We start from the raw sequence: 13,373 nt of genomic DNA on the forward strand, positions 1-13,373 counted from the left end.
TGGCAGGCTTTTAATTTACGCCTGAATTATCTTTAACTAATTATTTGCAGCCAGAGAAATCCAAGTTTTTACTACCGTATCAGGATTCAACGATAAACTGTCAATTCCCTCTTTCATTAGCCATTCAGCAAAATCTTCATGGTCTGAAGGCCCTTGACCACAGATACCAACATATTTTCCCTGACGCTTGGCCGATTGAATCGCCATGGAAAGTAATTGTTTCACCGCATCATTACGTTCGTCAAATAACTCAGAGACGATGCCAGAATCGCGATCCAATCCCAAAGCCAGCTGTGTCATATCATTTGAGCCAATTGAAAAACCGTCAAAATGTTCAAGGAATTGATCTGCCAATAATGCATTTGATGGGATCTCGCACATCATGATGACTTTCAGCCCATTCTCTCCACGTTTCAGACCTTGAGAGGCTAGCTCAGCCACCACCGCTTCAGCCTGAGCCACAGTACGTACAAATGGAACCATCACTTCAACATTAGTTAATCCCATCACATTGCGTACACGCTTGATCGCTTCGCACTCCAAAGCGAAGCACTGGCGGAAACTATCTGAAACGTAACGACCAGCCCCCCGGAAACCTAACATCGGGTTCTCTTCGTGCGGTTCGTACTTATCCCCGCCGACTAAATTTGCATATTCATTGGACTTGAAATCTGACAGACGCACAATGACACGTTTTGGCCAAAATGCTGCCGCTAATGTCGCAATTCCTTCAGTCAACCGACCAACATAAAACTCAATAGGATCATCATATCCAACCATCAATGCCCTAATCTGTTCCTGCAATTCAGAGGGCTGTTGGGAAAACTCAAGTAGAGCGCGAGGATGAACCCCAATCATTCGGTTAATGATAAATTCCAGACGAGCCAGACCAACACCCTCATTTGGCAAGCAAGCAAAATCAAATGCACGATCAGGATTGCCCACATTCATCATGATTTTGACATCTAGTTTGGGCAGCTCATCAATCTGAGAACTCTGGATACTGAAATCCAATTTATTCAGGTAAACGAAACCCGTATCACCTTCTGAACAGGAAACAGTCACCTGCTGTCCCTCTTTCAGACGTTCAGTCGCATCTCCGCAACCAACAACGGCTGGGATGCCTAACTCACGGGCAATGATGGCTGCATGGCAGGTACGTCCTCCCCGGTTGGTGACAATCGCTGCTGCTTTTTTCATGATCGGTTCCCAATCCGGGTCGGTCATGTCCGTCACTAATACATCACCTGCCTGAATGCGATCCATTTCCCCAAGGTCATGGATAACTTTGACAGTTCCGGCACCGATACGATGCCCAATCGCCCGGCCTTCCACCAGCACACTGCCCTGTTCATTGAGCTGGTAGCGCTCCATTACCTGCTGATTTGACCGCACGGTTTCAGGACGGGCCTGTACAATATAGAGCTTGCCGTTGTGCCCGTCTTTTGCCCATTCAACATCCATCGGGCGGCCATAGTGTTTTTCAATCAATAAGGCTTGTTTTGCCAGCTCTTCCACTTCACTGTCAGTCAAAGAAAAACGATTGCGTAATTCATCCGGAATATCTTCTGTACACACTTGTTTTCCGTGCTCTTTACTATCGGCATAAACCATACGTATTTTTTTAGAACCGAGATTACGGCGCACTATCGCAGGACGATTATTCATCAACGTAGGTTTATGGACATAGAACTCATCAGGGTTTACTGCACCTTGTACCACCATCTCACCCAAGCCATAGGCGGATGTAATGAACACGACCTGATCAAAACCTGATTCAGTATCAATCGTGAACATAACACCTGACGATGCCAAATCAGAACGCACCATGCGCTGAACGCCAGCAGAAAGTGCAACACCACGGTGGTCATATCCCTGATGGACACGATAAGAAATAGCACGATCGTTGAAAAGTGACGCAAAGACATGTTTGATGGCAACCATCACAGCATCAATGCCCTGCACATTCAAAAAAGTTTCCTGCTGTCCGGCAAAAGAGGCGTCCGGCATATCTTCTGCGGTTGCGGAAGAACGCACGGCGAAAGAAGCACCAGGTTCACCTTCAGACAATTTCAGGTAGGCATCATGGATATCTTGTTCGAGTTGAGACGTAAATGGGGTTTCAATCACCCACTGGCGGATCTGTGCGCCAGCCTTGGCTAATTGCTTAACATCATCAACATTGGTTTCATCCAGCAACTGATAAATACGCTGGTTCACACCACTTTGTTCCAGAAAATCATTAAATGCCTGTGCTGTCGTCGCAAAACCATTGGGAACAGACACACCAAGTTCAGCCAGATTGGTAATCATCTCGCCGAGAGAGGCGTTTTTACCACCGACCCGATTAACATCATTCATGCCTAATTGATTATACCAGAGCACATTGCTAGGGATGAGGCCACTATTGGACATTGGAAACTATCCTTTTTTACATTCGGAGGTACAAAAAACGGAAAAATTAAGGTTGCTTATCACAGCAGAAAATAGCCTAGCACAATGTCTTGCCAGAGATGGAAAGGTGAATCGATCAACCCAACAATATTATTTTTTTACAGGTATAATCCATAAAATGGGTTTTACTAACAATTCTTGTTAAAAACGATTCAGCTATCAACTCCATAAACCATAAATCTGATATCCCACAGCCAAACCAGCAATATAAAGAAAGAGACGATGATAGAAACTCATATCCCGCCAACATCCGAAGATGACATACTGCAACGCAGTGTATTTTTTATTTCCGATGGAACTGCAATCACGGCAGAAGTATTAGGTCATGCAGTGCTCTCCCAATTTCCGATTGCTATTATTTCCTACACCTTACCTTTCGTCGCCAGCAAAACCAGAGCAGAAGAAATCCGGGATCAAATAAACGCGATATATCAACAAACACAAATAAGACCATTAGTTTTTTATTCCATCATTTCAGATGAAGTCAAAAATATTATTACCCAGAGTAATGGTTTCTGTCAGGACATTGTCCAGACACTCGTTGCACCAATACAACAAGAAATTGGTTTAGAGCCAAAACCCGAACTGCACCGAACCCACGGCTTATCCAAAAAGAATCTGGGCCAATATGATGCCCGTATTGCAGCCATTGATTATGCTCTCGCTCATGATGATGGCATTTCATTACGCAATCTCGATCAAGCTCAGGTCATTATTCTCGGGGTATCCCGTTGCGGCAAAACACCGACCAGTCTCTATCTTGCAATGCAATTTGGCATTCAGGCAGCAAACTATCCTTTCACTGCTGATGACATGGATAACCTACTATTGCCCCCCGCGTTAAAAGCCTTTCAACATAAATTATTCGGCCTGACTATCAGCCCTGAAAGACTTTCAGCTATCCGGGAAGAGCGTCGAGAAAATAGCCGCTACGCTTCATTACGACAATGTCGCGTTGAGCTTGCTGAAGTTGAAGCATTATTTCGTAAAAATAAGATTAACTATTTAAATACCACCAATTATTCTGTTGAAGAAATCTCAACCAAAATTATTGATAGTATGGGATTGAAACGTCGTATGTTCTGACTTCGAAATATCGGCATATTTCACAACCTTTGTCCACGGCATTTTCTTGCAAAAATATCATTATTGTCTGTTGAATTTGCCGGAGGTTGAGTTATTGTGACTTTCAGTCATTTCAGACACTGTTTCATGTGAAGTAAAATTTGAGAAAGTATATGCACAAAACAGATGAATTAAGAACCCACCGCATTAATAGCCTGATAACACCTAAAGCGCTTACCGAACAATATCCTATATCAGATAAAACCCTGCAAAATGTGACATTGTCACGAAAGCGTATTGAATCGATTCTGGCAGGCGATGATCGACGTTTACTGGTCATTATTGGCCCCTGCTCCATTCATGATACTGATGCAGCCCTTGATTACGCCTCTCGCCTGAGTACTCTGCGCGAAAAATACCAGCACAGTCTGGAAATTGTCATGCGAACCTATTTCGAGAAACCAAGAACGGTTGTTGGCTGGAAAGGTTTGATTTCAGATCCCATGTTAGATGGATCTTGCCAAGTCAATAAAGGCGTCTCCCTTGCCCGTAAGCTACTCATTGACATCAATGAACTGGGTGTTCCTACCGCTACAGAATTTCTGGATATGGTTATCGGTCAATATATTGCCGATTTAATCAGTTGGGGAGCCATTGGTGCCAGAACAACGGAAAGCCAGATTCACCGGGAAATGGCCTCAGCCCTGTCATGTCCCGTTGGTTTTAAAAACGGGACGGATGGTAATACGGCTATCGCTATTGATGCAATTCGTGCTGCTCGCGCCAAACACATGTTCCTCTCCCCTGATAAAAACGGTCAGATGACTATTTATCAAACCAGCGGGAATCCCTATGGGCATATCATCATGCGGGGCGGAAAAAAACCGAATTACAATGCGGAAGATATTGAGGCAACCTGTCATAAATTACGTGAGTTTCACTTACCTGAACGTTTGATTGTGGATTGCAGTCATGCCAATTGCCAGAAAATTCATCGCCGTCAGCTAGATGTTGCAAGAAATATTAGCGAACAAATTCGCTCTGGTTCAACCGCTATTGCTGGCGTTATGGCTGAAAGTTTCTTGGTTGAAGGCTCACAGAAAGTAGTTGAGGGTGAATCACTGGCCTACGGGCAATCGATTACCGATCCATGCCTTAGCTGGCAGGATACGGAACAATTCATCAGTATCCTTGCTGATGCTGTTGAGAACCGTTTCTGAACTCTTCCCTTATATCCTTTATTCTGGCTCCTGTTTACTCTCGGGGCCAGTTGTTATCGGTAAAAATAAATCAACTCATATTGGGAAATTATTACTCAATTTAAGGTATAAAAAATAACTTGAAGTTAGCCCTGATTGAAACGATAATTATTCTCAATATCAGAATAATTATTGTTCAGACTCGGTATGGAAAAATCAGCGTATTATCAATGTTGCTACATTAGCCTTCTGCAACAGCAGATCTTCCCGTTATATCCGACCAAATCCAGCAAATGTATTCTGACACAATAAAAATTCCAGTAACCCGCCTGCTAAATAGCAGCAAGGCGCTTGGTTACTTATGTTCATAAAACAGTGTTCATAAAACAGTGTTTATAAAACATGTGTTCATAAAACAGAGTTAGTAAAAATGGTGTTCATAAAAAAATACTATTGAAGTATGGAGATTGACCTGCATGACCCCAATTAAACCGCCAAGCCTGAAACTGTCTACATTAAGTGTGGTCATCTTCGCGAGTTTATCTTCTGCGAATGCAACAACATTGCTTTCCGAAGAAAAAGATAAATCATCTAAAGATACTTTGACCGTGTATGCCACAGGCAATCAACGTGACAGTTTTGAAGCACCGATGATGGTTACGGTCATTAAGAACAATTCTGCCAATAGTAAAGTAGCGGGCAGCGCAAATGATTTGCTGCGCAATATCCCGGGGCTCCATATTTCTGGTACTGACCGTGCCAATGGACAGGACATCAGCCTACGCGGTTATTCTAAAAATGGTGTCTTAACGCTTGTGGATGGTATTCGACAAGGAACTGATACCGGACATCTTAACAGTGTTTTTCTCGACCCCGCCTTGATTAAACAGGTTGAAGTCGTTCGTGGTCCATCAGCCTTATTATATGGCAGTGGTGCTCTGGGAGGAGTTATTGCCTATCAGACAGTGGATGCCGCAGATTTATTGGAAGAGGGTCAGAATACCGGTTTTCGTGTCTTTAACCGTGCAGGAAGCGGTGACCATAGTCTCGGATTTGGCGGCTCCGCATTTGGTAGAACAGAACAATTTGATGGTTTATTTGCATTTGCTACCCGTGATGTAGGCAATATCCGCTACGGGAGCGGTTTACAAGGCCGTAACGATGAGAGCATTGGTAATATTCTGACAAAGGGTTCTTGGAAAATAACTGACAGTCAAACACTCAGTGGCGATTTACGTTATTACCGCAATGCAGCTCATGAGCCCAAAAATCCTCAATTGCTTACAGATAATAAGGATAATCAACGAACAGACCGCACGACAACACAGCGTGATGCTCAATTGACCTATCAACTTAATCCATCAGAATTCAATTGGTTAAATCTCAGGGCTGACGCTTATTACTCTGACATTGATATTAACGCTAAAACCAAAGAGAAAGGTTTTGAAGGCCGCCAACAAGAAACTTACGGTATAAAACTAGAAAACCGCTCCCATTTTGGGACAAATGTCTTTGCCGCTCATCAATTAACTTACGGCGGTGAAACTTATAAACAGAAACAAAAACCAAGTGGCAATACAGAAAGTTTCCCGGATGCCAATATTCGTTTTGTATCTGGTTGGGTTCAAGATGAAATGACTTTACGTGATTTACCCGTTTCATTCATCGCCGGGACACGTTACGACAATTACAAAGCCTCAAATAGCAAATATGACGATATCAGTGCCAACAAATGGTCGTCAAAAGGTACTGTCAGCATCACTCCAACAGATTGGTCGATGCTATTTGCTTCTTATTCTCAGGCGTTCCGTGCCCCAACTATGGGGGAAATGTATAACGATTCAAAACATTTTGATATGCCTGGCATACATTTAACTAACTATTGGAAGCCAAATCCTAATTTGCGTCCTGAGAGCAATGCCACACTGGAATATGGCTTCGGGCTGCGCTTTGATGATCTCTTAGCGAACAACGATGGACTGAAATTCAAAGCCAGTTATTTTGATACCAAGGCGAAAGATTACATATCTCCCACCATGACACCTGACATGAGATTCACAACATCATCAAATATTCCGAAAGCCAAAATCTGGGGCTGGGATGTTTCCATGACATATGACTCTGACATGTTTACTTGGGATCTCGCTTATAACCGAACAACTGGCAAAAACGAAGAAACTGGCGCATCTATAGAAGCTCTCAGCCCAGATACCTTGACCAGCACATTGGATATTCCTCTGTCCAGAACAGGTTTTTCCATTGGATGGATCGGTAAATTTGCCCAGCAAACTAATTTTAAAGAAAAAAATGGGAAGAGAAAGGCTTCTCAATACGCAGGTTATGGCATCAATGATTTCTACGTCAGTTATCACGGTGATGCAGCATTAAAAGGGTTAACCACCTCCATCGTACTGGGTAACGCCTTTGATAAAGAATATTACTCATCACAGGGAGCACCACAGAGTGGCCGTAATGCCAAACTGTTTGTCAGCTACCAGTGGTAAAAACAGCAGCAATCCATAAGATTAATTTTAAGACTAAATTTATTTTTAACGCCGTGTTTTTAAGGAGCTAGCAACTGTGACTCAATCACTTTATGAACGTTACCAACAAGCCAAAGCAGATAACAAAGCTAAATATGCACGTGATCTGGCTGCTTACCTCAATGTCAGCGAAGGAGAGTTATTGCATAGCCGTGTCGGTATTGATGCAAAACGTTTGAACGTTGATGCTCCTACCCTGCTTCAGGAATTGGCGACTGTTGGTGAAACCAAGGCGATTACCCGTAATGATTTCGCCGTTCACGAACATGTTGGTTGTTACGAAAATACTAAATTCAGCCAACACGTAGGTTTGATCCTCAATCCGCGCGAATTGGATCTGCGTCTGTTCTTCGATCACTGGAGCAGTGTTTTCTCTTTGATTGAACCTGCCAAGAATGGTATGCGTCACAGTATCCAGTTTTTTGATCGCCAAGGTGATGCACTGCATAAAGTTTATATCACCAGCAATACTGATATGGCAGCATGGGAAGCCCTGATTGAAAAATATCAGACTGATGAAAATCCAGCATTGGAAATTCAGCAGGAAACAGTACCTGTACATGCAGAAATGACTGAACAACTGCAAACACAGTTAGATGAAGAATGGCGCGCCATGACTGATGTTCACCAGTTCTTCATCATGATGAAACGTCATAACCTGAACCGCCAACAGATTTTCAATGCGGTTAAGGATGATTTGGCATATCGTGTAGATAATTCAGCTTTATCTCAACTTATTGAAACTGCTCATAAAGATCAGAACGAAATCATGGTATTTGTCGGAAACCGTGGTTGTATTCAGATCTTTACTGGCAAACTGGAACGTCTGATGCCTTATCAGGAAGAAAACTCCACACAGAAATGGCTCAATATTTTCAATCACAACTTTACTCTGCACCTGATTGAAAGCGCCATTGCGGAAAGCTGGATCACCCGCAAACCAACAGATGATGGTTTCGTCACCAGCCTGGAATTGTTTGATGCTGATGGTAACCAAATCGCACAGTTGTACGGTCAACGCACCGAAGGTACTTCTGAGCAGACTCAATGGCGTGAACAAATTGCCGCTCTGCCTAAATTGCAACCAGAACAGGAAACTTGTGTAGCATGAAAAAGTGGCTTCTAACATTTATGCTTGCCATCACTTTTAATGCGTTCTCTGCTGAACGCATTGTTACAGTTGGTGGCGATGTGTCTGAAATTGTTTTTGCACTTGGCGAAGGACAGCACGTTGTCGCAAGGGACAGTACCAGCCTGAACCCCAAAGAATTACTTTCTCTGCCTGATATAGGGTATATGAGGATGCTGAATTCTGAAGGAATTTTATCCATGCGCCCATCACTGGTGATCGCAAGTGAATCGGCTCAACCTTCTCTGGCACTCAAGCAAGTCGAGGATTCCGGTGTAAAAGTGATTAAAGTGACCAGCGAAGCCTCGTTAGAAGCCGTTCCTGAAAAAATCAGAACCGTCGCCAAGGTGGTCAATCAAGAAAAACGTGGTGAAGAACTGGTTGCCCAATATCGTCAACAACTCGCAAGCATCACCACGTCAGATATTCCTACCAAAGTGATCTATGTCATGAGCCACGGGGGCATTATGCCAATGGCTGCGGGTCAGCAAACAGCCGCAGATCAAATTATCCGTGCCATTGGGGCAAAGAATGCGATGCAAGGTTTTCAGGGGTACCGCCCTTTATCCCAAGAAGGTGTTATCGCCAGTAAACCAGACTTGCTGCTTGTCAGTACAGAAGGTGTGAAAACATTAGGGGGTATGGAAAAAATCTGGCAACTCCCCGGGTTAAACTTCACGCCAGCAGGCAAGAAAAAACAAGTCGTTGTTGTTGATGAAATGGGTCTGCTTGGATTTGGCCTGCAAACTCCCGCTGTTATGAAACAAGTCCGTGAGGCCGCGGAGAAAGTGCAATGAGTCGTACCCAATCCCCCAGTCTCGGCTTAATGGCACTGGGGTTTTTGTTGTTCTTTTTAGCCATCAGTTCAGCCAATATGGGGGCATTGCCACTTTCCTTTAAAACCCTGTGGGAAGCCTCTCTGGAAGACCCACAGTGGCAGATTTGGCTAAATATCCGGTTACCGCGTATCCTGCTGGCAATTCTTGTTGGATGCGCGCTGGCTGTGTCGGGTGCCGTGATGCAAGGGTTATTCCGTAATCCTCTGGCTGATCCCGGACTATTGGGGATCAGCAGCGGAGCCGCATTATCCGTGGCAATGGTGATTGTTCTGCCTTTCACCTTGCCTGCCAGCATTGCCTTGTACGGTCATATTATTGCAGCTTTTGTCGGCAGCTTATTAGTCTCATTCCTGATATTTTCGCTCAATAAATATAGCTACGGTAACCTGTCAAAACTTTTGCTCGCAGGAATTGCCATCAATGCGCTCTGCATGTCATTTATTGGTGTTCTGAGTTACATCAGCAACGATCAGCAATTGCGTCAGTTCACCATCTGGATGATGGGTTCCCTGAGCCAGATTGAATGGCCGACACTGATTATCGCGGCATCAATTATTATTCCTATTTGTATAGTGACATTCAGCCAATCACGAAAACTCAATTTACTGCAATTAGGCGATGAGGAAGCTCACTATTTGGGCATTAATGTCCAGCGCACTAAATACCAATTATTGCTGCTGAGTGCCTTATTGATTGGGTGTGCTGTTGCTTTGACGGGAGTCATTGGTTTTGTCGGTCTGGTTATACCTCACCTTATCAGACTGAGATTTGGAGGCGATCATACTTGGTTGCTGCCACTATCAGCTCTGGGTGGAGCATGTCTTTTGTTATCAGCCGATACACTGGCCAGAACATTGGTTTCTCCTGCCGAAATGCCAGTAGGACTCATTACCGGTTTGATCGGTGCTCCCTATTTCTTATGGCTGATTCTTAAGTCATCAGGGGGGCGTTTATAATGAAACCGATCATGTCAGATAATTTACTTGAAGCTAAAAATCTGAGTTATTTCATCGGGCAACGACAGATAATCAAGAACGTATCACTTTCTATTCGTCAGGGAGAAGTTGTTGCGATTATTGGCCCGAATGGGGCGGGAAAATCGACACTATTACGGTTATTAACTGGCTATAATTCGCCTGATTCAGGAGAGTGCTTGTTAAAAGGTGTTCCCATATCCCGCTGGCCAACTCAGCAGTTGGCGCGCATTCGTGCCGTAATGCGGCAATATAGCTCTCTTGCTTTCCCGTTCAGTGTGGAAGAGGTCATTGCGATGGGACGCGTTCCCCACGAAAATGCCCACAATAAAGTCGCCATCGATGAAGCCATCACATTGACAGAATGCGAAGAACTGAGAAACAGGAATTATCAACAGCTATCTGGTGGAGAACAGCAGCGGGTTCAACTGGCAAGAGTTTTGGCTCAGTTGTGGCACTCAGAACCAACTGAATCCTGCCTATTTTTGGATGAACCAACCTCAGCGCTGGATTTATACCATCAGCAACATACATTACGGCTGGTTCACCGACTGACACGGCAATCTCCCCTTGCCGTCTGCTGTGTATTGCATGATTTGAATCTGGCAGCACTTTATGCCGATAAAATTATCTTGTTACACAAGGGAAAATTAGTCGCATCCGGCACTCCGCAAGATGTGCTTCGTGATGATATTCTCAGACAATGGTATAAAGCAGATTTAGGTGTTACTCAACATCCAGAAACCCGTCTGCCGCAAATTTACCTCCGACAATAGAGGGTTATCCCCCTTTTCAAGCCTTACACTCTATTGGTCAGGATGTTGGCTACAATTTGAAATCTGCCAAAAGATAAAAGGCAAATTTTGCGGGTCACACTGTAAAATTTGCCTTAAATAAAGAAAAGCCGATAAGAACAAAGCGACTTCATCTAATAATAAGTCAAATCATTTGGAATTTGCTTCAACGGTACGCTGCTTACGTGCGGAAGGTAGGTGGTCGGTTAAGGTCATGACGGCACAGAACACTGTAAACGCCTGACAGGGAAACTTTCGGTCATGATACTGGGCCAAATACCACGCTATTTTGGCACTCCCAAAATGATGATTTTTGCGCAGATATAAGATTTTCCTAATATTTTGAGCCTTCTTTTAATTGCCTGTTCTTCTTTCTTGTTCATACTAACCTCAACTAACACCTGTTAAATATACATAAAACTGTCAGTTGAGGTCTAAAAATTCACATCTTACGTCCAATTACTTTAATCCTAAATGGAGATTCACCGAACTGGTCAAAATACAAATTTGTGTTATCGTTAAATACTCTATCAATTCCTTGTCCAATAGTTTTTACTTCATATATAATTTTAGTTTCTTCTCTGCTCCATGAATGTGAATAACTAAGAACTACACTCTTTAATCGATCATCCTTTCCGGAACCAAAATATATCCTCTTTCCTGATTTGTTATTTATTATTGCTGTTGCACTTGTGCCACTATCAGCAATCAAGGTGACGGTTATGCGTTCTCCTACACGATTAAGTACGTCTCTATAGCTCATATTATAAAACCTATCAATTATGTTTAGTAAGATGATGAGTAGATATAGCTTCGCTATGTTATGATAAATTCAAAAAAATCTTGGTCGTAGTTAATATTAATGGCGATTTCTTTTCTATTGAAAATATTATAAAGATACCCACCAGGGCTAGCTTTTAATTCTTGGCTAAATATGACTGAAGAATTCACACCCTTGTCTATTACTATGTTAGCTCTTAACGTCAAAAGCTCGTCACCCTCAATGAATACCCATACATTACGTCCAGGATATGCAGTAACGAAACCAAATTTAGATTCAGCTGTTCCTTGGGCGAAAATATCTATATCATAATTTGATGTATTATATAATCTTCTGTCATTCATAGTATTCACCTCTATGATGAATTTGGTGATTTTAATTGTAATTAAAATGGTAATTAATTATATTTCATTAAAAAATTCTTTAATTTATTTTATATTGCTATTAAAGCATGAATTGCTCTTTAATAAACATTAATAATTAACTATATTGGTGATTTTTGAATTTAATCTTCACCAAGCAATTCTCTATTAAGTAACCCGAATTCTGTTTAAGCTGTCATTAAAAAACTAATGTGGAAGACTAATTTTGGTCACTGCTATAGAGGTGATATTCTCACTCCAACAATCAAACAGGTGGCATAATGCAAAGACGTTTCAGCCCCGAATTCAAATTGGAATCAGTCCATTGAGCTGAGATAACTGTACAGTGGAACCAAAACGGAAGGCACGTCCATATATGGTCAAGGACTTCCGGACACAATTTTAGCCTCTTCCCACTGCTTTTCGTATTCAACGGGAGAAAGACCGCCAGTGAAACTAGGGGGACGGACGTCGTTGTAATATCCGCCCAGATATTTCGTGATATCTCTTATCGCATCATGGATATCCAGATAACCTTCTGGTGGGATCCATTCGGTTTTCAGACTCCGGAATATCCGTTCCATCGGGGAATTATCATAGCAGCAGCCCCTGCGATTCATACTTTGGATAATCTTATTTCGCCACAGTAAGCGGCGAAATTTCTTGCTGCTGTATTGGCTGCCTTGATCTGAGTGAAAAATCAGCCGGCCTTCGATATGACGCGTTTCCAGCGCATTGTCCAATGCCCGACAGACCCGCTCGGCATCCGGTGACGTCGAAATAGCCATACCCACCACGCGGCGGGAAAATAAATCCATCACCACCGCGAGATAGCGCCAGCCGTCTTTTGTACGGATATAAGTAATGTCTCCGCACCACCGGGTATTCGGGCATTCCGGGGCAAAATTCTGTTGCAAAAGATTTGGTGATGCCGGGTGCTCTTCCCCAGCCGGACGGTAACAGTGAGCCCCCGGTTGATGGCTTTGCAAACCGCATTCCTGCATTAACCGCCGCGCTTTCCAGCGCCCGGTTGGGAACCCTTCATTGGTGAGCAAACGACTCAGAGAACGGCTGCCTATCGCTCCACGGCTTTCGTTATACAGTTCCCGAACACGGGCACGCAACTGCAGACGTTCCCTGTCAACGGGGCGTTTCTGCCAGTCATAATAGGCACTGCGTGACACCTGAAACATCTGACATAATTCGGTGACCGGCCATCGGGTGCTCAGCCGT

11 protein-coding genes are annotated in these 13,373 nt (G+C 43.4%); 7 read left to right on the top strand and 4 right to left on the bottom strand.

All coding sequences use genetic code 11. The features are described from left to right. Positions 1-36: 36 nt before the first annotated feature. Positions 37-2,415 (bottom strand): phosphoenolpyruvate synthase, encoded by a 2,379-nt coding sequence (ppsA, locus tag FE394_RS15890; protein WP_319927336.1) that lies wholly within the window; start codon positions 2,413-2,415, stop codon positions 37-39. Between the two features lie 261 nt (positions 2,416-2,676). On the opposite strand from ppsA, the gene ppsR reads away from it, so the two are divergent. The 7 genes from ppsR to FE394_RS15925 all read left to right on the top strand — a co-directional run bounded on the left by ppsR (position 2,677) and on the right by FE394_RS15925 (position 10,979). Continuing rightward, the gene (gene ppsR / locus FE394_RS15895; RefSeq protein WP_319927337.1) at positions 2,677-3,540 is read left to right on the top strand and encodes a posphoenolpyruvate synthetase regulatory kinase/phosphorylase PpsR; all 864 of its coding nucleotides are present in this window, start codon (positions 2,677-2,679) and stop codon (positions 3,538-3,540) included. A 152-nt stretch (positions 3,541-3,692) separates the two neighbouring features. After that, positions 3,693-4,739, top strand: coding sequence for a 3-deoxy-7-phosphoheptulonate synthase (locus tag FE394_RS15900; protein ID WP_319927338.1), 1,047 nt, complete (start codon positions 3,693-3,695; stop codon positions 4,737-4,739). Between the two features lie 455 nt (positions 4,740-5,194). Beyond that, entirely contained in the window at positions 5,195-7,222 is a 2,028-nt protein-coding gene (locus tag FE394_RS15905) for a TonB-dependent hemoglobin/transferrin/lactoferrin family receptor (protein WP_319927339.1), read from the top strand. Positions 7,223-7,298: 76 nt separating this feature from the next. Then, positions 7,299-8,372, top strand: coding sequence for a hemin-degrading factor (locus FE394_RS15910; RefSeq protein ID WP_319927340.1), 1,074 nt, complete (start codon positions 7,299-7,301; stop codon positions 8,370-8,372). Then, positions 8,369-9,187 (top strand): heme/hemin ABC transporter substrate-binding protein, encoded by an 819-nt coding sequence (locus FE394_RS15915; protein ID WP_319927341.1) that lies wholly within the window; start codon positions 8,369-8,371, stop codon positions 9,185-9,187. The genes FE394_RS15910 and FE394_RS15915 overlap by 4 nt, the downstream gene beginning before the upstream one ends. Then, positions 9,184-10,185, top strand: a complete 1,002-nt coding sequence (locus FE394_RS15920) for a FecCD family ABC transporter permease (protein ID WP_319927342.1) — start codon at positions 9,184-9,186, stop codon at positions 10,183-10,185. The genes FE394_RS15915 and FE394_RS15920 overlap by 4 nt, the downstream gene beginning before the upstream one ends. A gap of 11 nt (positions 10,186-10,196) precedes the next feature. Beyond that, positions 10,197-10,979 carry a heme ABC transporter ATP-binding protein gene (locus tag FE394_RS15925; RefSeq protein ID WP_419836352.1) on the top strand — a complete coding sequence of 261 codons (783 nt, stop codon included), beginning with the start codon at positions 10,197-10,199 and terminating at the stop codon, positions 10,977-10,979. Between the two features lie 460 nt (positions 10,980-11,439). Here the strand turns inward: FE394_RS15925 and FE394_RS15930 are convergent, their stop codons facing one another. The 3 genes from FE394_RS15930 to FE394_RS15940 form a co-directional block, all read right to left on the bottom strand. Continuing rightward, positions 11,440-11,760, bottom strand: a complete 321-nt coding sequence (locus FE394_RS15930) for a hypothetical protein (protein ID WP_319927344.1) — start codon at positions 11,758-11,760, stop codon at positions 11,440-11,442. A 53-nt stretch (positions 11,761-11,813) separates the two neighbouring features. Beyond that, on the bottom strand, positions 11,814-12,122 hold the full coding sequence (locus FE394_RS15935) for a hypothetical protein (RefSeq protein WP_319927345.1): 309 nt from the start codon (positions 12,120-12,122) through the stop codon (positions 11,814-11,816). A 398-nt stretch (positions 12,123-12,520) separates the two neighbouring features. Continuing rightward, the coding region (locus FE394_RS15940) for an IS3 family transposase (protein WP_319927346.1) at positions 12,521-13,373 on the bottom strand (853 nt) is incomplete at its 5' end.

The organism is Xenorhabdus littoralis (assembly GCF_033949345.1).
Taxonomy (GTDB): Bacteria; Pseudomonadota; Gammaproteobacteria; order Enterobacterales; family Enterobacteriaceae; genus Xenorhabdus; species Xenorhabdus littoralis.